This is a genomic window from Enterobacter sp. JH25 (assembly GCF_021725435.1).
GTDB classification, from domain to species: domain Bacteria; phylum Pseudomonadota; class Gammaproteobacteria; order Enterobacterales; family Enterobacteriaceae; genus Enterobacter; species Enterobacter intestinihominis.
This window is the reverse complement of record NZ_CP091319.1, coordinates 3,370,125-3,389,674: the sequence shown is the minus strand read 5'-3', so window position 1 is coordinate 3,389,674 and position 19,550 is coordinate 3,370,125. Positions and strand designations below refer to the sequence as shown.

Below are 19,550 nucleotides of genomic sequence, written 5' to 3'. Positions count from 1 at the left end.
CATGAATCTTGGCTCTCTTGTTTCTGAAACGCGTAACCCGCAAACCATGGATCTTGATGCACTGTCCACGCTGGAGCTGGTAAACCGCTTTAATCATCAGGATACCCTCGTCGCGCTGGCAGTCAAAGAGACATTGCCTGAGGTAGCAAAAGCCGTAGACGCCGCTGCCGACGCTCTCAAAGCAGGAGGACGCATTATTTATATGGGAGCGGGAACCAGCGGGCGCCTCGGGGTGCTGGATGCCTCAGAATGTCCGCCGACTTTTGGCGTTCCGCACGGGCTGGTCGTTGGCCTGATTGCCGGTGGCCCCGGCGCGCTGCTGAAAGCGGTAGAAGGGGCAGAAGACAATAAACAGCTTGGGGAAGATGATCTCAGGGCGCTAAACCTGACCGCGCAGGATCTGGTGGTCGGGCTGGCGGCTTCTGGTCGTACGCCGTACGTCATTGGTGGACTGGAATATGCCAGACAGACCGGGTGCACCACAGTGGCCATCTCCTGTAACCCGGGCTCGCCGATTGCGCAGGTGGCCGCCATTGCCATCTCTCCGGTCGTCGGGCCGGAAGCGCTCACCGGCTCCACACGGCTGAAGTCGGGTACCGCGCAGAAGCTGGTGCTCAATATGATCTCCACCGGCGGGATGGTGAAATTTGGCAAGGTCTACCAAAACCTGATGGTGGATATGCAGGCCACTAACATCAAGCTGGTGGACAGAGCGTGTCGCATGGTGATGGAAGCGACAGGCGCCAGTCGTGAAGAGGCGGAAAAGGTGCTTCAGCAGACCGATCACGATGTAAAACCCGCCATTCTGATGATATTAACCGGGCTGGATGCAGCCGCGGCCAGAGCCAGACTCGAAGCCCATCACGGGTTTTTACGGGCGGCATTAGAACACCAATAAGAGGCGTGTATGGACAAAACAGCAGCGCTCGCCAACGACATCCTGCTCGGGATCGGTGGGGAAAAAAATATTCAGCGTCTTGAGAACTGTATGACGCGTGTTCGCGTCGAGGTGCATAACGACGAACAGCTTGATTTGACGCGCCTTAAGCAGCTTCCCGGCGTGAGCGGGTACGTTAAGCAGGGGCAACAGCACCAGTTGATTGTCGGTCCGGGCAAAGCGGCGCAGGTGGTAGATGCCATGCGCGCCCTGATGACGGGCGGTGAAACGGCTCCCGCCTTTGACGATGCGGAACGCACCAAAGCGCAGGCGAAAGCCAAATACAAAGCCCCTATGAGCGATGCGCTGCGCCAACTGGCTAACGTCTTTATTCCGATGATCCCGGCGTTTATCGCGTCGGGGCTGATCACCGGGATTATCAATATTCTTAAGCGTCCGGATATTGTCGGGGATTTTGCCACGCAGTATCCGAACCTGCTGGGTATTCTGGCGATTTTCGGCAGCGCGGTGTTTGCCATCATGAACATTCTGGTGGGGGTGAACACGGCCAAAGTGTTTGGCGGCTCGCTGGCGATGGGCGGCGTTATGGCGGGTATCCTCTCCAGCCCGCAGCTGGCGCAGATTACGCTGTTTGGCGAGGCGCTTCAGCCTGGCCGCGGCGGGGTGATTGCCGTGCTGCTGGTGGTCATTCTGATGTGCTGGATCGAGAAAAAGCTGCGCGCGGTGCTGCCAGGCTCGATTGAGCTGATCCTCAACCCGCTGCTGACCACATTGATTACCGGGAGCGTGGCGATTGTGGCGCTGCAACCGTTAGGCGGCGCCATCTCTGAAGCCATCGCCCACGGCGCGTCTCTGGCTATCGATCGCGGTGGGTTATTGGTGGGGGCTGTGCTGTCCGGAACCTTCCTGCCGTTAGTGCTGACCGGTCTGCATCAGGGGCTGGTGCCGATCCACGTCGAACTGGTACAGGCGCACGGCTATAACGCCCTGCTGCCGATCCTGTCGATGGCGGGCGTTGGGCAGGTCGGCGCGGCCATCGCGGTGCTGATGAAAACCCGCAACGCACGTCTGAAAAAGGTCATTAAAGGGGCGTTGCCGGTCGGGTTGCTCGGTATCGGCGAGCCGCTGATTTTCGGCGTTACGCTGCCGCTGGGCAAGCCGTTCCTGGCCGCCTGTCTCGGTGGCGCGGTGGGCGGGGCGTTGATTAGCTACTGGAAAGTGGCGACCGTTATCACCTTCGGGATTTCCGGTTTACCGCTGGCATTAACCATCGTGACCGGAAAAGTGATGCTCTATCTGTTAGGCTATCTGGTAGCGGTGATCGCCGGGTTCCTGTTTACCTGGCTATTAGGATTCAACGACCCAGAGGAGTAAGGTTTGGCAAATCACGAGCGTCGCGTTGTCTTTTTTGATCTGGATGGAACGCTGCATCAGCAGGATATGTTCGGCACCTTTATGCGCTATCTGCTGCGGCGCCAGCCCCTTAACGCGTTGCTGGTATTGCCCCTGTTACCCGTTATTGGCATCGCGCTACTGGTGAAAGGCCGTTCAGCGCGCTGGCCGATGAGCCTGCTGCTCTGGGGATGCACGTTTGGTCATAGCGAAGCGCGTCTTAAGCAGCTTGAACAGGATTTTGCCCACTGGTTTCGCGGGCACGTCGCCGCGTTTCCCGTGGTCCAGGCGCGCCTGACCAGCTATCTCGACGCCAACGATGCCGATATCTGGCTGATTACCGGCTCCCCGCAGACGCTGGTGGAGCAGGTCTATTATGATACGCCCTGGCTGCCGCGCGTAAACCTTATCGCCACGCAGATCGCGCGCGGCTACGGCGGCTGGGTGCTCACCCTGCGTTGCCTCGGACATGAAAAAGTGGTGCAGCTGGAGAAACGCATCGGTACGCCGCTGCGTCTGTACAGCGGCTACAGCGACAGCAAGCAGGACAACCCGCTGCTCTATTTTTGCCAGCACCGCTGGCGCGTCACGCCTCTGGGCGAACTTCAGCAACTCGAATAGTCTTATCTGTACCGGCTGTGTATAATGCCGCCCGCTTTTCGACTGGAGTATCAGCCCTTGTCCAACCCTGAACACAATCATGAATACTGGATGCGCCACGCGCTGGCGCTGGCTCAGCGCGCCTGGGAAGAGGGCGAAGTTCCCGTGGGCGCGGTGCTGGTCCATAACAATCAGGTAATTGGTGAAGGGTGGAACCGTCCGATTGGCCGTCACGATCCTACCGCGCATGCTGAAATTATGGCGCTGCGTCAGGGCGGACTGGTGCTGCAAAACTATCGTCTGCTTGATACCACTCTGTACGTCACCCTTGAACCGTGCGTGATGTGCTCCGGGGCGATGGTGCACAGCCGAATCGGTACGCTGGTGTTTGGCGCGCGGGATGAAAAAACGGGCGCTGCTGGTTCACTGATGGACGTGCTTGGGCATCCGGGGATGAACCACCAGGTGAAAACTATCGGCGGGGTACTTGCACCAGAATGTTCGGGTCTGTTAAGTGACTTTTTTCGAATGCGTCGGCAGCAGAAAAAGCAACAAAAGGCAGAATTGAAACCGCAGGATGATTAAGCTCGTCCGGTGCGACCACCGGATAGCATTCAGCCAGCTGTTGCGCCTCGGCCGCCTCTTTTTCTTTCTCCAGCAGATATCCCACCAGGCTTATCTGATACTTACGAATATTTTCCACGTAGGCATACGCTTCATGCCCGCGCGCATAGCCGTACGTCAGCTTCTGGTACCACTGTTTCTGGCTAAGCAGCGGCAGGCGCTGTTTTACATCTGACCAGCTGTTCGGGTTACCTTTGGTTTTTGCCGTCAGCGTCCGCGCGTCGAGCATATGGGCATAACCCATGTTATAGGCGGCCAGCGCAAACCAGATCCGCTCCCCTTCAGGGACCGTCTCCGGCACTTTCGCCATCATATCCTGTAAATATTGCGCGCCGCCGCTGATGCTCTGTTCCGCATCGGTTCGATCGCTAATGCCGAGGCTCTGCGCGGTATTTTTGGTCAGCATCATCAACCCGCGCACGCCCGTGGGGGAGGTGGCCTGAGCATCCCAGTGCGATTCCTGATAGGAAATTGCCGCCAGTAACTTCCAGTCAATCTCCTGAGCGTACTTCTCGAACAGCGGTTGCAGGTCCGGCAGCACGCTATCCACCGCGCGCAGGAAGGAGCGGGTGTCAACGTAATCAAAATCGTCACCGTGACCGAGATATTTCTCTTCCAGACGCGCCAGGGTGCCGTCTTCATTGATGGAATTAAAGAAATCGAGCATAGCCGCAGAGACGGTTTGATCGTCGTCTAACTGGGTAAACCAGGTTACCGGCTGTTCATCGGTCACATCCAGCGCCACGGCGATTTCAGGATGAACGCGCTGGAAAAGGCTGATCGCCACCGAATCAGCAATGGTATAGGCCAGCTTTTTATCTTTTACCTGCTCCAGCAATTCGGTAGTGCCGAGTTTAGGATCGACCGTCCAGCTGAGGTTCGGGTATTTTTTCTCTTTCAACGCCCGCAGATCGTCAATCACCACATGGCCTGGCGCAATGGTCAATTGCTGGTCGGTAATGTCGGCCAGTGAGCGCGGGCGCAAGCTACCCACACGATAAACCACCTGCTGCGACACGGAGTAATAGGTCGGGCCCGGCTGATAATTTTTGCTGCGTTCGCTGTTGTACACCAGACCTGCGGCGAGAATATCGGCACGGTCATGGTCTAAATCATCAAACAGCTGGTTGATGTTCTGCCGCACGGTGACTTTAAGCTTCACGCCCAGATAGTCCGCAAACAGCTGTGCCAGTTCGTAATCAAGACCAATGGTTTTACCGTTGATATCGTCGTATATAAGCGGAGAGGAGAGGGTACTGACGCGCAACTCCCCCCGCTCCTGAATGGCGGCGATACGGTTTTCGGCTTTGCCGAACCAGGGGATAGACGGCCAGAGGGCCACTGCCAGCAGCAACGTAACAATGCCGATGAGCAGATAATTAATCTTTAATTTTTTCAATTAGTTAATTCTCTGCGACGCCGGTTGCCTCAGTGTGCTGTAGTCATGTTAAGAGTAGAGTTTGCCATTGATTGAGCGGCATTTTGCGCAAAGTAGCGCCAGTTGGCAACCAATTAGAGAGACAGGTCACATCTATTGTTAAACAAAAAGGATGATTTTATTTCGACGCAAACGGTTTCGTCGGCGCTCAGGATTCTCTATAATGACGCCCGTTTTCCCCCCCTTGCGCACACTGTAAGCGCCCCGGCGCTTCGAAGACGAGAGACTTATGATGGAAATTCTGCGTGGTTCGCCTGCACTGTCTGCCTTCCGTATTAATAAACTGCTGGCACGTTTTCAGGCGGCCGACCTTCCGGTAAGCAATATTTACGCTGAGTATGTCCATTTTGCTGACCTGAATGCCCCCCTGAATGCAGAGGAGCGCGTACAGCTGGAACGTCTGCTTAAATATGGCCCAAGCCTGAGCAGCCATACGCCGACCGGCAAATTAATCCTCGCCACGCCACGTCCTGGCACCATCTCCCCCTGGTCTTCCAAAGCCACCGACATCGCTCACAACTGCGGCCTGAGCCAGATTAACCGTCTGGAGCGCGGCGTGGCGTACTATGTGGAAGCGTCAACCCTGAGCGACGCGCAGTGGCAGGCCGTGACAGCGGAGCTGCACGACCGCATGATGGAGAGCGTGTTTGACTCTCTGGATGATGCGCAGAAACTGTTCTCCCACCATCAGCCTGCGCCGGTACAGAGCGTGGATCTGCTGGGGCAGGGGCGTCAGGCGCTGATCGACGCAAACCTGCGTCTTGGTCTGGCGCTCGCAGAAGATGAAATCGACTACCTTCAGGATGCATTCGTTAAGCTGAATCGCAACCCGAACGACATCGAACTGTATATGTTCGCGCAGGCCAACTCCGAGCACTGCCGCCACAAAATTTTCAACGCCGACTGGATTATCGACGGCGAACAGCAGCCGAAGTCGCTGTTCAAAATGATCAAAAACACCATGGAGCAAACCCCTGACCACGTGCTGTCTGCCTATAAAGACAACGCCGCGGTGATGGAAGGTTCCGAGGTGGGCCGCTTCTTCGCCGACCGCGAAGCAGGGCGCTATGACTTCCACCAGGAGCCTGCGCATATCCTGATGAAAGTGGAAACCCACAACCACCCGACGGCCATCTCTCCGTGGCCAGGTGCGGCGACCGGCTCCGGCGGTGAAATCCGTGACGAAGGTGCGACCGGTCGCGGCGCGAAACCAAAAGCGGGTCTGGTTGGTTTCTCCGTTTCCAACCTGCGTATCCCGGGCTTTGAACAGCCGTGGGAAGAAGATTTCGGCAAGCCAGAGCGCATTGTGACCGCGCTGGATATCATGACCGAAGGCCCGCTGGGCGGCGCGGCGTTCAACAATGAATTTGGTCGTCCGGCGCTGAACGGTTACTTCCGTACCTACGAAGAGAAAGTGGACAGCCACAACGGCGAAGAGCTGCGCGGCTACCACAAACCCATCATGCTGGCGGGCGGGATCGGCAACATTCGCGCCGATCACGTGCAAAAAGGTGAGATCGTCGTGGGCGCGAAGCTGATCGTGCTCGGCGGCCCGGCAATGAACATTGGTCTGGGCGGTGGTGCTGCCTCGTCTATGGCTTCCGGCCAGTCTGATGCGGATCTCGACTTCGCGTCCGTGCAGCGCGACAACCCGGAAATGGAGCGCCGCTGTCAGGAAGTGATCGACCGCTGCTGGCAGCTCGGCGATGCCAACCCGATTCTGTTCATCCACGACGTGGGCGCGGGTGGACTCTCTAACGCCATGCCGGAACTGGTGAGCGACGGCGGTCGCGGCGGGCGCTTCAACCTGCGCGATATCCTGAGCGATGAGCCAGGCATGAGCCCGCTGGAAATCTGGTGTAACGAATCCCAGGAGCGCTACGTGCTGGCGGTTGCTGCCGATCAGCTGCCGCTGTTTGACGAGCTGTGCCGCCGCGAGCGCGCGCCGTATGCCGTCATCGGTGAAGCTACCGAAGAGCAGCACCTGACTCTCAGTGATACCCATTTCGACAACCAGCCGATCGATCTGCCGCTCGACGTGCTTCTCGGCAAAACGCCGAAGATGACCCGCGACGTTACAACCCGCAAAGCGGCGGGTAAAGCGCTGGATCGTCAGGGCATTATTGTGGCGGAAGCGGTTAACCGCGTGCTGCACCTGCCTGCGGTGGCGGAGAAAACCTTCCTGGTCACCATCGGCGACCGTACCGTGACCGGTATGGTGTCACGCGATCAGATGGTCGGCCCGTGGCAGATCCCGGTCGCTAACTGCGCCGTGACCACCGCGAGCCTCGACAGCTACTACGGCGAAGCGATGGCGCTGGGTGAACGCACCCCGGTGGCTCTGCTGGACTTCGCCGCTTCTGCCCGTCTGGCGGTCGGTGAAGCGCTGACCAATATCGCCGCGACGCAGATTGGCGACATCAAACGCATCAAACTTTCCGCGAACTGGATGGCCGCTGCCGGTCACCCTGGCGAAGACGCGGGCCTGTACGAAGCGGTAAAAGCGGTGGGTGAAGAGCTGTGTCCTGCGCTCGGCCTGACCATTCCGGTGGGTAAAGACTCCATGTCGATGAAAACCCGCTGGCAGGAAGGCAGCGAGCAGCGCGAGATGACTTCGCCTCTGTCGCTGGTGATCACCGCGTTTGCGCGCGTGGAAGACGTGCGTCATACCGTTACGCCGCAGCTTTCCACTGAAGATAACGCCCTGCTGCTGATTGACCTCGGCAAAGGCCATAACGCGCTGGGTGCCACCGCGCTGGCACAGGTTTATCGCCAGCTCGGCGAAAAGCCAGCCGACGTGCGGGACGTCGCACAGTTGAAAGGCTTCTACGACGCAATTCAGGCGCTGGTGGCGCAGCGTAAGCTGCTGGCCTACCACGATCGTTCCGATGGCGGCCTGCTGGTGACGCTGGCAGAGATGGCCTTCACCGGCCACTGCGGCGTTGAAGCAAACATTGCAACGCTTGGCGAAGACCGCCTGGCGGCGCTGTTTAACGAAGAGCTTGGCGCGGTCATTCAGGTACGCGCCGCAGATCGCGACGCGGTGGAAGCGATTCTGGCGCAGCACGGTCTGGCAGACTGCGTGCACTATCTCGGTAAAGCGGTGCAGGGCGACCGTTTCGTGATTGAAGCCGACGGCCACCCGGTGTTCAGCGAAAGCCGCACCACGCTGCGTATGTGGTGGGCGGAAACCACCTGGCAGATGCAGCGCCTGCGTGACAATCCGGAATGCGCCGATCAGGAACACAAAGCGAAGGCGAACGACAACGATCCTGGCCTGAACGTGAAGCTCACCTTCGACATCAACGAAGACATTGCCGCGCCGTACATTGCGACCGGTGCGCGTCCGAAAGTGGCCGTGCTGCGCGAGCAGGGCGTTAACTCCCACGTTGAGATGGCAGCGGCCTTCCACCGGGCGGGCTTTGACGCCATCGACGTCCACATGAGCGACCTGCTGGCAGGGCGTACCGGGCTGGATGATTTCCAGGCACTGGTAGCCTGCGGGGGGTTCTCCTACGGTGACGTGCTGGGCGCGGGCGAAGGCTGGGCGAAGTCCATCCTGTTCAACAGCCGCGTACGTGACGAGTTTGAAACCTTCTTCCACCGTCCGCAGACGCTGGCGCTGGGGGTGTGTAACGGCTGCCAGATGATGTCTAACCTGCGCGAGCTGATCCCGGGCAGCGAAGCCTGGCCGCGCTTTGTGCGTAACCAGTCTGACCGCTTTGAAGCGCGCTTCAGCCTGGTAGAAGTAACCCAAAGCCCGTCTCTGCTGTTGAAGGGGATGGTCGGTTCGCAGATGCCAATCGCGGTTTCGCACGGTGAAGGTCAGGTTGAAGTCCGTGATGCGGCGCACCTGGCTCAGCTTGAAAGCAAAGGACTGGTGGCGCTGCGCTTTGTTGATAACTTTGGCAAGGTCACCGAAACCTATCCGGCTAACCCGAACGGTTCGGCAAATGGCATTACCGCGGTCACCAGCGAAAGCGGTCGGGTGACGATTATGATGCCGCACCCGGAGCGTGTCTTCCGTACCGTGAGCAACTCCTGGCACCCGGAAAACTGGGGCGAGGACAGCCCGTGGATGCGCATTTTCCGCAACGCACGTAAACAACTAGGTTAAGTTTCAACGCCTGACTGTAGGCCCGGTAAGCGCGAGCGCCACCGGGCTTTTTTGTCTCTGTCGCAAATTCGCGACAACTCTCTGGTCTGAGTGTCTCCAAAAGGAGACATTTAACCTGTTGATTTATATGCGGCAGGACAGGTTCCCGTTAAGGTGTTGCTTAATAGCGACACTTAGCCTGGAAATCATTCACGTAACAATCAATACGTTTTGATAATAAAAATATTACTAATCATAAGGATAGCATTAATTTTTGCAATCTGGCACGCGTGTTGCATAATAGTAACCAGTGGCTCATTCACCTTCTTATGTCAGCCCCTTCGGGACGTGCTACATAAACTTCGAATGACGCACAAAAAGGTGCCTGCCGTCCAACTACTGATTATTGCAATGCTTTATCAGGCCAGGGCGAAACGTCGAGTTAGGCACCGCCTTATTCCATGACAAAGCCGGGTTTTTACCCGGCTTTGTTGTATCTGAAGGGCAGACTCAGTTACGCTCTCCTCAAACCCGGATGAAGAGAGTAATGTGTTGAAACGCTGGCCCGCTTTCCCTCGCTCCCTGCGACAGCTCGTTATGATGGCCTTCCTGCTGATCCTGCTACCTTTGCTGGTTCTGGCCTGGCAGGCCTGGCAAAGCCTGAACGCGTTAAGTGCACAGGCGGCCCTGACTAACCGCACCACGCTTATTGATGCTCGCCGTAGCGAGGCGATGACCAACGCCGCGCTTGAGATGGAGCGTAGCTATCGCCAGTACTGCGTGCTGGACGATCGCACGCTGGAGAGGGTCTATCAGAACCAGCGTAAACGCTACAGCGAAATGCTGGACGCCCACGCCGGGGTGCTGCCAGATGACAAACTCTATCAGGCGCTGCGTCAGGATCTGAACGATCTGGCGCAGCTCCAGTGCAAAAACAGCGGTCCTGATGCCGCCGCCGCCGCCCGACTTGAAGCCTTCGCGAACGCCAATACGGAGATGGTTCAGTCCACCCGTACGGTTATCTTTTCCCGTGGTCAGCAGCTCCAGCAGGAGATTGCCGAGCGCGGCCAGTTCTTCGGCTGGCAGGCGCTGGTGCTGTTCCTCGTCAGCCTGGGGCTGGTGCTGCTCTTTACCCGCATGATCATCGGCCCCGTGAAGGGGATCCAGCGGATGATTAACCGCCTGGGGGAGGGTAAATCTCTCGGGGATACGGTCGTTTTTAAAGGCCCGCGCGAGCTGCGCTCGGTCGGTCAACGCATCATCTGGCTTTCAGAGCGCCTGGCGTGGCTGGAATCGCAGCGCCACCAGTTCCTGCGCCATATCTCACACGAACTCAAAACGCCGCTGGCCAGCATGCGTGAAGGTACGGAACTGCTGGCCGACGAAGTGGCGGGGCCGTTAACCCCTGAGCAAAAAGAGATCGTGGCGATTCTGGATGCCAGCAGCCGCAATTTACAAAAGCTTATTGAACAACTGCTGGACTATAACCGCAAGCTGGCGGATGGTGCTGTGGTGCTTGAAAGCGTTGAGATTGAACCGCTGGTGGACATGGTGATCTCCGCCCATAGCCTGCCAGCAAGAGCTAAAATGATGCATACCCAGGTGGAACTCAACGCGCCAGCCTGTCTTGCAGAACCGATGCTGTTAATGAGCGTACTGGATAATCTTTATTCCAATGCGGTGCACTATGGTACTGAATCCGGTACCATTTATATCAGAAGCAATAACAACGGTTCGCGGGTATTTATTGACGTAGCGAATACCGGAAGCCCGATTCCGGATGATGAAAAAACGATGATCTTTGAACCCTTCTTCCAGGGGAGTCATCAGCGAAAAGGTGCGGTAAAAGGAAGTGGTCTGGGGCTGAGTATTGCCCGCGACTGCATACGACGCATGCAGGGTGAGCTTAACATCGTGAGTGATGAACGCGCCGATGTCTGTTTTCGTATCGAACTGCCTCTTGAGCCGGAAAAATCAATGAAATGAATAACAACCTGGTGAGTATGTCACACGTCTTTTACCGCGCACTGCGCGCGGTGTTTTCCAGCAAAAATGTGCGCCTCAGCCTGCCCTGCTTACTGCTGGCAGGCTGTGTAACCCATGCACCGAAAAGTGCAATTAGCCACAAACAGGAAGATAAATGGCCGCAAAAACAGCTGGCCGATTTCCTTTCAACACGTTGCGATGATATCTGGAGCCTGTCGGGGCGTGATGTTGAATCCAATCCGCTGTTCTGGCTGCGCGGAATAGACTGCGCCCAGCGGCTGGCGCCCGCTGAGGCCCGTGCCCAGGCGGCGATGCTGGTGGACGATACCTGGCAGGACGCGTTTAAACGCGGGATCGTGATGGCGGATGCCAGAATCACGCCTGTCGAACGCCGCGCCAACGTGACGCGGCTGGATACTTACGTGATCAATATTCCCCCCCAGGTGCGCCCGGTCTATCAGCTCTGGCGGGACGGACAAACCCTGCAATTACAGCTGTCCGAAGAGCGTTTCCGCTACAGCAAATTGCAGCAGTCGAGCGACAGCGAGCTTGATGCGCTTCGCCAGCAGCAGGAGTCGCTGCGCGAGCAGCTGGATACCACCACCCGCAAGCTTGAAAATCTGACCGATATCGAAAGACAGCTCTCGACGCGTAAGCCGGCAGGCAGCTATCTGCCCGATGGGTCGAAAGGCAACTCTGCCACGACGCCAGACAGTGAGATGCCGAAACAAGAGGATGTGAAGCCATGACAAGCCGTAAACCTGCCCATCTGTTACTGGTGGATGACGATCCCGGGCTGTTAAAGCTGCTGGGGATGCGTCTGGTCAGCGAAGGCTACAGCGTGGTCACCGCTGAAAGCGGGCAGGAGGGGCTGAAGGTGCTCAGCCGTGAGAAAATCGATCTGGTGATCAGCGATTTGCGCATGGATGAAATGGATGGCCTGCAACTGTTCACGGAGATCCAGAAGCAGCAGCCCGGGATGCCGGTGATTATCCTCACCGCTCACGGATCTATTCCTGATGCGGTGGCCGCGACGCAGCAGGGGGTATTCAGCTTCCTCACCAAACCGGTGGATAAAGACGCCCTCTATAAAGCGATCGACAGCGCCCTTGAGCACGCGGCGCCATCCGGCGACGACGCCTGGCGTGAATCCATCGTGACGCGTAGCCCTGTAATGCTGCGCCTGCTGGAACAGGCGCGGATGGTGGCGCAATCCGACGTTAGCGTGCTGATCAACGGCCAGAGCGGGACCGGGAAAGAGATCCTCGCCCAGGCGATCCACAACGCCAGCCCGCGCAGTAAAAATGCTTTTATTGCCATTAACTGTGGCGCGTTGCCGGAACAGCTGCTCGAATCAGAGCTCTTCGGCCATGCCCGCGGCGCCTTTACCGGCGCGGTGAGCAGCCGTGAAGGGCTGTTCCAGGCGGCTGAGGGGGGCACGCTGTTCCTTGATGAAATTGGCGATATGCCCGCGCCGCTGCAGGTCAAATTGCTGCGCGTGTTGCAGGAGCGGAAAGTGCGTCCGCTTGGCAGCAACCGCGATATCGATATCAACGTGCGTATTATTTCCGCCACCCACCGTGATTTACCCAAGGTGATGGCGCGCAACGAGTTCCGCGAAGATCTCTACTATCGACTGAATGTCGTCAACCTGAAAATCCCGGCGCTGGCCGAGCGTGCGGAAGATATCCCGCTGCTGGCAAATCACCTTTTGCGCCAGGCCGCTGACCGCCACAAACCATTTGTGCGCGCGTTCTCCACCGATGCGATGAAACGCCTGATCACCGCAAGCTGGCCGGGTAACGTACGCCAGCTGGTGAACGTGATTGAGCAGTGCGTGGCGTTGACGTCATCGCCGGTGATCAGCGATGCGCTGGTGGAGCAGGCGCTCGAGGGGGAAAACACGGCCTTACCGACATTTGCGGAAGCGCGAAATCAGTTCGAGCTGAACTATCTGCGCAAGCTGCTGCAAATCACCAAAGGCAACGTGACCCACGCGGCGCGCATGGCCGGGCGTAACCGTACCGAGTTCTATAAATTGCTCTCACGCCACGAGCTGGAAGCGAACGATTTTAAAGAGTAATACCGCAAAATTCGCCTGAATATGATACTGTGAGCAACCGATTACGAGGCTGCTTACTGGCAAGAGTTTAAGGACCCACCATGAAAAAAATTGATGCGATTATTAAACCTTTCAAACTGGATGATGTACGTGAAGCGCTGGCAGAAGTAGGCATCACCGGGATGACCGTAACTGAAGTGAAAGGTTTTGGTCGTCAGAAGGGCCACACCGAGCTATACCGTGGCGCAGAGTACATGGTGGACTTTCTGCCGAAAGTGAAAATCGAGATCGTGGTGAGCGATGATATCGTCGATACCTGTGTGGATACCATCATCCGCACGGCGCAGACCGGTAAAATTGGCGACGGGAAAATCTTCGTCTTTGACGTGGCGCGCGTGATCCGTATCCGTACCGGCGAAGAAGACGACGCGGCGATTTAACATTCTTGCCGGGTGGCGCTGCGCTTACCCGGCCTACAGAACCCTTCGCAGGTCCGTGCAAGCGCAGCGCCGCCGGGCGATTACAGCACTTTATGCGGGCCGAAACATTCGTAATGAATGTTGTCTTTGTTCACGCCCAGGTCTACCAGCTGCTTCGCGGCATACTGCATAAACGCTACCGGTCCACACACGTAGAACTGCATCCCCGGTGCGCTAAACGCCCCTTCGTGCTGCCCTAAATTCATCAGGCCTTCGCTGTCAAAACGTGCCGCTGCGCGGTCAGCTTCCGTGGGTAAACGATACCAGGTATGCGCGGTAAAGTGTGGCAGACCCGCTCCGAGCGCTTTCACTTCATCTGCAAAGGCGTGCACATCACCGTTTTCGGCCGCGTGGAACCAGTTAACCTGCGCGCTGTGGTTTGATTTTGCCAGCGTATCCAGCATCGCCAGCATTGGCGTTTGACCAACACCTGCGGAAATCAGCGTCACCGGGGTACCCGATTCCACCGCCATAAAGAAATCACCCGCTGGCGCGGCCAGATGAACGATATCACCCACGCTGGCGACGTTATGCAGCCAGCTGGATACCTGACCGCCTTCCTCACGTTTAACCGCAATGCGATAGCCTTTGCCGTCTGGCTTGCGGGTCAGGGAGTACTGGCGAATCTCCTGGTGCGGGAAGCCTTCAGGCTTCAGCCAGACGCCCAGATACTGCCCCGGCTGGTAATCGGCAACTGGCTGGCCGTCCACCGGCTCAAACTCAAAGCTGGTGATCAGTGCGCTGCGCGGGGTTTTCTCAACGATGCGGAAAGCACGCGTGCCTTCCCAGCCGCCATTCTTGCTGGCGTTTTCGCTGTAGATCTGCGTTTCACGGTTGATGAACACGTTTGCCAGCACGCCGTATGCCTTACCCCAGGCATCCAGCACTTCCTGGCCCGGGCTGAACATTTCGTCCAGGGTTGCCAGCAGGTGACTGCCCACGATGTTGTACTGCTCAGGTTTGATCTGGAAGCTGGTGTGCTTCTGGGCGATTTTTTCCACCGCAGGCAGCAGAGCCGGCAGGTTTTCGATGTTGCTGGCATAGGCGGCAATAGCGTTAAACAGCGCTTCGCGCTGATCGCCGTTACGCTGGTTGCTCATGTTGAAAATCTCTTTGAGCTCCGGGTTATGCGCGAACATGCGATCGTAGAAATGAGCGGTCAGTTTAGGACCCGTTTCAACCAGCAGGGGGATTGTGGCTTTCACGGTAGCGATGGTTTGGGCGTCGAGCATAGCAGCTTCCTTATGATGTTACTTTAATGATGTATTTTATATGCATCTTATAAAAATACCCCTGCAATGTAAATGGTTCTTTGCATCGTGAAAAATATGCATCACAAAGCTGAAAAGAAATCCGTTGAAAATGGCGAGAGCTTTATTGCTCAAACCCTTGCGTGGCGTGGAGGTAAACGTTTGCGTAAAATCGTTTGTCAAGACCTGTTATCGCAGAACTATTCAGTTATACTGTTGCCCGTCGTCCAACAGGACTGCCTTTTCAGGCCAAAAATTTACTTGTTAGCTGAGTCAGGAGATGCGGATGTTAAAGCGTGAAATGAACATTGCCGATTATGATGCCGAACTGTGGCAGGCTATGGAGCAGGAAAAAGTACGTCAGGAAGAGCACATCGAACTGATCGCCTCCGAAAACTACACCAGCCCGCGCGTGATGCAGGCGCAGGGTTCTCAGCTGACCAACAAATATGCTGAAGGTTATCCGGGCAAGCGCTACTACGGCGGTTGCGAATACGTTGATATCGTTGAGCAACTGGCGATTGACCGTGCGAAAGAACTCTTTGGCGCTGACTACGCGAACGTCCAGCCGCACTCTGGCTCTCAGGCTAACTTCGCTGTTTACACCGCGCTGTTGCAGCCGGGCGATACCGTTCTGGGTATGAACCTGGCGCAGGGCGGCCACCTGACTCACGGCTCTCCGGTTAACTTCTCTGGCAAACTGTACAACATCATCCCTTACGGTATTGATGAGTCCGGTAAAATTGACTACGAAGACATGGCGAAGCAGGCCAAAGAGCACAAGCCGAAGATGATCATCGGTGGCTTCTCTGCTTACTCCGGCATCGTTGACTGGGCAAAAATGCGTGAAATCGCTGACAGCATCGGCGCGTACCTGTTCGTCGACATGGCGCACGTTGCCGGTCTGATTGCCGCTGGCGTTTACCCGAACCCGGTTCCACATGCGCACGTTGTGACCACCACCACCCACAAAACCCTGGCGGGTCCACGCGGTGGCCTGATCCTGGCGAAAGGCGGTGACGAAGAGCTGTACAAAAAGCTGAACTCCGCCGTGTTCCCAAGCGCCCAGGGCGGCCCGCTGATGCACGTTATCGCCGCGAAAGCCGTCGCGCTAAAAGAAGCGATGGAGCCAGAGTTCAAGGTTTATCAGCAGCAGGTTGCTAAAAACGCCAAAGCGATGGTGGAAGTGTTCCTGAACCGTGGTTACAAAGTGGTCTCTGGCGGGACTGAAAACCACCTGTTCCTGCTGGATCTTGTCGACAAGAACCTGACCGGTAAAGAAGCTGACGCAGCCCTCGGCCGCGCCAACATCACCGTGAACAAAAACAGCGTGCCAAACGATCCGAAGAGCCCGTTCGTGACTTCCGGTATCCGTATCGGTTCTCCGGCCGTAACTCGCCGTGGCTTTAAAGAAGCGGAAGTGAAAGAGCTGGCGGGCTGGATGTGTGACGTTCTGGACAACATCAATGACGACGCGGTTATCGAGCGCGTTAAAGGTAAAGTTCTGGACATCTGCGCACGCTTCCCGGTGTACGCATAATTCTCTGCGTTTCAGAACTGAAAAAGGCCGCTCATGCGGCCTTTTTTTATGGGCTAACGTCGGTCGAGGGAGATGGCCCCCGGCCCGGTTATCGCCAGCAAAATAAAGGCGCCAGCGATACTCACATTTTTATAGAAGTTAATCATATTTGGCAGGACCGCATCGCCCGTCATTTCCCAGTAGTGGTGTCCAATCACCGCCGTTCCCAGCGTATAGAAGACAAAGATCACCGCGAGGGGGCGGGTAAAAAAGCCCAGAACGATCAGAATCGCGGCGGGGATTTCCATTACCACCGCAATAATCGCGGCCAGCATGGGCATGGGGGCGCCGAGCGACGTCATGTACTGAACGGTGCCGCTAAACCCCGTTAGCTTGGGATAACCGAAAATAATAAACAGGACCACGATAGCAATGCGGGCAATTAAAAGCAGGAGAGAACGAGAGGATCCGAAATCGAAATAACGTAAGCTGTTCATGGCAAACGACCTCTTCAGGCGATGTCTTATAAACGTAATACAGTTTTACCGCTCTCGCCATACGCTGTACGGCTGGTGATGATGTTAATTTTTAGTTAATTTATAGCGCGCTAACGACTTGCTAAAGTCAGGGATTAACGCCAGACTATCGCCTCCATTTCGGGAGGGATTCATGGTCTTGCATTCCACGCGCTGGCTGGCGCTCAGCTATTTCACCTATTTCTTTAGTTACGGTATTTTTTTGCCTTTCTGGAGCGTCTGGCTCAAGGGAATTGGTCTGACGCCTGAGACCATCGGCATCCTGCTGGGCGCGGGGCTGGTGGCGCGTTTCCTGGGTAGCCTGCTGATTGCGCCCCGCGTCAGCGATCCCTCCTTACTGATTAAAGCGGTGCGAATTCTGGCCCTGCTGACGCTGGTCTTTGCGGCCTGCTTCTGGGTCAGCCACCAGTTTGCCTGGCTGATGGTGGTGATGGTTGGCTTTAATCTGTTCTTCTCCCCGCTGGTGCCGCTGACGGATGCCCTGGCGAACACCTGGCAAAAGCAGATCACCATGGACTATGGACGCGTGCGCCTGTGGGGATCGATTGCCTTCGTGATTGGCTCTGCGCTGGTCGGGAAACTGGTCAGCCTCTATGACTATCGCGCCATTCTGGCCCTGTTAACGCTCGGCATCGCCTCGATGCTGCTCGGTATGTTGCTGCGTCCGTCGGTGATGCCGCAGGGCGAAAGCCGCCATCAGGAGAGCGCTGGCTGGCCCGCCTGGCGCTCGCTGGTGGCGCAAAGCTGGCGTTTCCTGGCCTGCGTCTGTCTGCTTCAGGGGGCGCATGCGGCCTATTACGGCTTCAGCGCCATCTACTGGCAGGGGGCGGGCTACTCGGCTTCTGCGGTAGGCTACCTGTGGTCGCTCGGCGTGGTAGCGGAGGTCATTATCTTCGCGCTGAGCCAAAAACTGTTCCGTCGTTTCGGGGCGCGTGACCTGCTGCTGCTTTCCGCCGTTTGCGGCGTAGCGCGCTGGGGCATCATGGGCTGGACGACGGATCTGCCGTGGCTGATTGTGGCGCAAATTCTGCACTGCGGAACCTTCACCGTCTGCCATTTGGCGGCGATGCGCTATATCGCGGCGCGAGAGGGTGGTGACGTTATTCGTCTTCAGGCAGTCTATTCAGCGGTGGCGATGGGCGGCAGTATTGCGGTGATGACCGTATTTGCCGGTTTCCTCTATCAGCACCTGGGCCACGGTGTGTTCTGGGTGATGGCGCTGGTCGCTTTACCGGCCATTGTCATCCGCCCTAAAGTCGCTGCTCGCACGTAACTAAGATTCGAGCATAACGCGAATATGTTCCTGCTGCTGCGTGTTCAGGGTCTCAACGGCATGAATGAGCGGCGGCGAGAACAGCGGCAGGGCGGTTGGATAAGGCGTAATAACCAGCGCCGCCTCGCGGGGGGCGCCCTCCTTCTTAAACGCTTCCAGGCTAAGATAACGAATATTGAGCGGCAGCAGCGTTAGCTCGCGAAGCTGCTGCTCAATTAACTCCTCGCAGGCTTTATCTTCCCCCGTTAACAGGACCACCTGTTTTTCATGAAGATCGGTTTCCTGCATCAGCCAGGCACCAAAAATCACTGCCACCAGAGCCATCTCTTCACCGGAGAATCGCAGGCCAAATTCGGCTTCCAGCTCAAACAGCGCCTCTTTAGTGGTGCGCAGCAGCCGGGGGTATAGACGGTGGATCTCTTCCGGCAGACTGTTGTCGATGCCGATGTCAAATAAGGAGCGGTCCAGCGCCTGAGCCAGATGAATATACAGCTGATCGGTCAGCCCTTGCTCATCGCTGAAGTTCATCCCGGTTTGCGCCCGGAAACGGGCAATCATACGCACGATGGCCCGACGCAGGCGCTGATCCTGCTGGTGTTTATCCAGTACCGGGTCGGGTGTGCGGAGCATCATAAACAGCAGCGCCAGGAACAGCTGTTCATCACTGTGCGTTCCCTGCGGGACGCGCCGTTTCCAGTGACGGACAATTTCCTGCGCCGTAAAGTATTCCCCTCTCGATTGCGTCCAGCTGCGCTGAACGGGTGAAAACTCCGGCGTATTGCCCAGATGATGCTGAATCAGACAATATTGCAGATAAAGCTGTAAAAACTGTACGTCGCGGGACTCAAACTGGCGCTGAAGCTTGCGCGCGCAAAAGTTGATAAGCGCCCGAAGGTTCGCATCGTCATAAAGCGGGCGGGCAATGCCGTGCTGTTTGAGCGCGGTTTTTAAGGCAGGGGTAAACTGTTGGGCGACAAAATGTGGACACAGCCGAAGCGCCCTGCGCAGCCAGTGCAGCAGGCACAAACGCTGATTCAGGGCGGAGCCCTCAATACGGTAGCAACCGTCATGGTGCGTGACGATATCAAGCCGATGATAGCGCTGGATTTCATCGCGCGTCTCGGCTATATCTTGCCGTGTCAGGACGTCGTCCACGCCATTGGCAGCGATTATGCTCTGTGCGGTGACGGCAGCATCGGGCAGGTAAAGCATCAAAAGCACCTGGCAACGGCGCTGCGAACTGGAAAGCACAGATGGAATTTCAAGCGTCGTCATCATCTGTCGGGTATCCAGTGTGAATGTTTGATAAGAATAGCTAAAGGATGGGCGCTGAAAAGCGCGCCGGCAGGCCTTTCATTCAGGATTGCTGGCGAACATCACAGAATTTTTGACGTGAG

Annotated in this window: 15 protein-coding genes; 11 read left to right on the top strand and 4 right to left on the bottom strand. The window is 56.9% G+C overall.

The window, feature by feature from the left end; genetic code table 11:
* Nucleotide 1: 1 nt before the first annotated feature.
* The 4 genes from murQ to tadA are packed head-to-tail and all read left to right on the top strand — an operon-like array spanning nucleotide 2 to nucleotide 3,475.
* The gene (gene murQ, locus L2Y28_RS16225; protein WP_022649035.1) at nucleotides 2–898 is read left to right on the top strand and encodes an N-acetylmuramic acid 6-phosphate etherase; all 897 of its coding nucleotides are present in this window, start codon (nucleotides 2–4) and stop codon (nucleotides 896–898) included.
* Nucleotides 899–907: 9 nt separating this feature from the next.
* The gene (locus L2Y28_RS16220; protein WP_022649034.1) at nucleotides 908–2,272 is read left to right on the top strand and encodes a PTS transporter subunit EIIC; all 1,365 of its coding nucleotides are present in this window, start codon (nucleotides 908–910) and stop codon (nucleotides 2,270–2,272) included.
* Between the two features lie 3 nt (nucleotides 2,273–2,275).
* Nucleotides 2,276–2,911 (top strand): phosphatidylglycerophosphatase C, encoded by a 636-nt coding sequence (gene yfhb / locus L2Y28_RS16215; protein ID WP_022649033.1) that lies wholly within the window; start codon nucleotides 2,276–2,278, stop codon nucleotides 2,909–2,911.
* A gap of 24 nt (nucleotides 2,912–2,935) precedes the next feature.
* Nucleotides 2,936–3,475, top strand: a complete 540-nt coding sequence (tadA, locus tag L2Y28_RS16210) for a tRNA adenosine(34) deaminase TadA (RefSeq protein WP_022649032.1) — start codon at nucleotides 2,936–2,938, stop codon at nucleotides 3,473–3,475.
* On the opposite strand, the gene mltF is transcribed toward tadA, so the two are convergent.
* Entirely contained in the window at nucleotides 3,363–4,913 is a 1,551-nt protein-coding gene (mltF, locus tag L2Y28_RS16205) for a membrane-bound lytic murein transglycosylase MltF (RefSeq protein ID WP_022649031.1), read from the bottom strand. The two genes, tadA and mltF, sit on opposite strands and share 113 nt — an antisense overlap.
* Before the next feature lie 268 nt (nucleotides 4,914–5,181).
* Here mltF and purL point away from each other — a divergent pair, with 268 nt between their 5' ends.
* From purL to glnB, 5 genes are all read left to right on the top strand, one after another.
* Entirely contained in the window at nucleotides 5,182–9,069 is a 3,888-nt protein-coding gene (purL, locus tag L2Y28_RS16200; RefSeq protein WP_022649030.1) for a phosphoribosylformylglycinamidine synthase, read from the top strand.
* A gap of 531 nt (nucleotides 9,070–9,600) precedes the next feature.
* Nucleotides 9,601–11,034 carry a two component system sensor histidine kinase QseE/GlrK gene (gene qseE / locus L2Y28_RS16195; RefSeq protein ID WP_032622390.1) on the top strand — a complete coding sequence of 478 codons (1,434 nt, stop codon included), beginning with the start codon at nucleotides 9,601–9,603 and terminating at the stop codon, nucleotides 11,032–11,034.
* Nucleotides 11,031–11,783, top strand: a complete 753-nt coding sequence (gene qseG, locus L2Y28_RS16190; RefSeq protein WP_022649028.1) for a two-component system QseEF-associated lipoprotein QseG — start codon at nucleotides 11,031–11,033, stop codon at nucleotides 11,781–11,783. Before qseE ends, qseG begins: the two co-directional genes overlap by 4 nt.
* On the top strand, nucleotides 11,780–13,117 hold the full coding sequence (gene glrR, locus L2Y28_RS16185; protein WP_023330170.1) for a two-component system response regulator GlrR: 1,338 nt from the start codon (nucleotides 11,780–11,782) through the stop codon (nucleotides 13,115–13,117). The genes qseG and glrR overlap by 4 nt, the downstream gene beginning before the upstream one ends.
* A gap of 80 nt (nucleotides 13,118–13,197) precedes the next feature.
* A complete protein-coding gene (gene glnB, locus L2Y28_RS16180; protein WP_003860685.1) occupies nucleotides 13,198–13,536 on the top strand; it encodes a nitrogen regulatory protein P-II in 339 nt (112 codons plus the stop codon).
* A gap of 80 nt (nucleotides 13,537–13,616) precedes the next feature.
* On the opposite strand, the gene hmpA is transcribed toward glnB, so the two are convergent.
* Nucleotides 13,617–14,807 (bottom strand): NO-inducible flavohemoprotein, encoded by a 1,191-nt coding sequence (gene hmpA, locus L2Y28_RS16175; protein ID WP_022649026.1) that lies wholly within the window; start codon nucleotides 14,805–14,807, stop codon nucleotides 13,617–13,619.
* Between the two features lie 304 nt (nucleotides 14,808–15,111).
* On the opposite strand from hmpA, the gene glyA reads away from it, so the two are divergent.
* On the top strand, nucleotides 15,112–16,365 hold the full coding sequence (gene glyA, locus L2Y28_RS16170; RefSeq protein WP_003860678.1) for a serine hydroxymethyltransferase: 1,254 nt from the start codon (nucleotides 15,112–15,114) through the stop codon (nucleotides 16,363–16,365).
* A gap of 53 nt (nucleotides 16,366–16,418) precedes the next feature.
* Here glyA and L2Y28_RS16165 read toward each other — a convergent pair whose 3' ends face one another.
* On the bottom strand, nucleotides 16,419–16,841 hold the full coding sequence (locus tag L2Y28_RS16165; RefSeq protein ID WP_022649025.1) for a DoxX family protein: 423 nt from the start codon (nucleotides 16,839–16,841) through the stop codon (nucleotides 16,419–16,421).
* A 172-nt stretch (nucleotides 16,842–17,013) separates the two neighbouring features.
* Here L2Y28_RS16165 and L2Y28_RS16160 point away from each other — a divergent pair, with 172 nt between their 5' ends.
* Nucleotides 17,014–18,153 (top strand): 3-phenylpropionate MFS transporter, encoded by a 1,140-nt coding sequence (locus L2Y28_RS16160; protein WP_022649024.1) that lies wholly within the window; start codon nucleotides 17,014–17,016, stop codon nucleotides 18,151–18,153.
* Here L2Y28_RS16160 and csiE read toward each other — a convergent pair whose 3' ends face one another.
* Nucleotides 18,154–19,431 (bottom strand): stationary phase inducible protein CsiE, encoded by a 1,278-nt coding sequence (csiE, locus tag L2Y28_RS16155; RefSeq protein ID WP_022649023.1) that lies wholly within the window; start codon nucleotides 19,429–19,431, stop codon nucleotides 18,154–18,156.
* Nucleotides 19,432–19,550 lie beyond the last annotated feature (119 nt).

Excerpts from the sequence above, each read along its gene's own strand:
- murQ (WP_022649035.1), top strand. The coding sequence starts at position 2 with ATGAATCTTGGCTCTCTTGTTTCTGAAACGCGTAACCCGCAAACCATG.
- L2Y28_RS16220 (WP_022649034.1), top strand. The coding sequence starts at position 908 with ATGGACAAAACAGCAGCGCTCGCCAACGACATCCTGCTCGGGATCGGT.
- tadA (WP_022649032.1), top strand. The coding sequence starts at position 2,936 with ATGCCGCCCGCTTTTCGACTGGAGTATCAGCCCTTGTCCAACCCTGAA.
- purL (WP_022649030.1), top strand. The coding sequence starts at position 5,182 with ATGATGGAAATTCTGCGTGGTTCGCCTGCACTGTCTGCCTTCCGTATT.
- qseG (WP_022649028.1), top strand. The coding sequence starts at position 11,031 with ATGAATAACAACCTGGTGAGTATGTCACACGTCTTTTACCGCGCACTG.
- glrR (WP_023330170.1), top strand. The coding sequence starts at position 11,780 with ATGACAAGCCGTAAACCTGCCCATCTGTTACTGGTGGATGACGATCCC.
- glnB (WP_003860685.1), top strand. The coding sequence starts at position 13,198 with ATGAAAAAAATTGATGCGATTATTAAACCTTTCAAACTGGATGATGTA.
- hmpA (WP_022649026.1), bottom strand. The coding sequence starts at position 14,807 with ATGCTCGACGCCCAAACCATCGCTACCGTGAAAGCCACAATCCCCCTG.
- glyA (WP_003860678.1), top strand. The coding sequence starts at position 15,112 with ATGTTAAAGCGTGAAATGAACATTGCCGATTATGATGCCGAACTGTGG.
- L2Y28_RS16165 (WP_022649025.1), bottom strand. The coding sequence starts at position 16,841 with ATGAACAGCTTACGTTATTTCGATTTCGGATCCTCTCGTTCTCTCCTG.
- L2Y28_RS16160 (WP_022649024.1), top strand. The coding sequence starts at position 17,014 with ATGGTCTTGCATTCCACGCGCTGGCTGGCGCTCAGCTATTTCACCTAT.
- csiE (WP_022649023.1), bottom strand. The coding sequence starts at position 19,431 with ATGATGACGACGCTTGAAATTCCATCTGTGCTTTCCAGTTCGCAGCGC.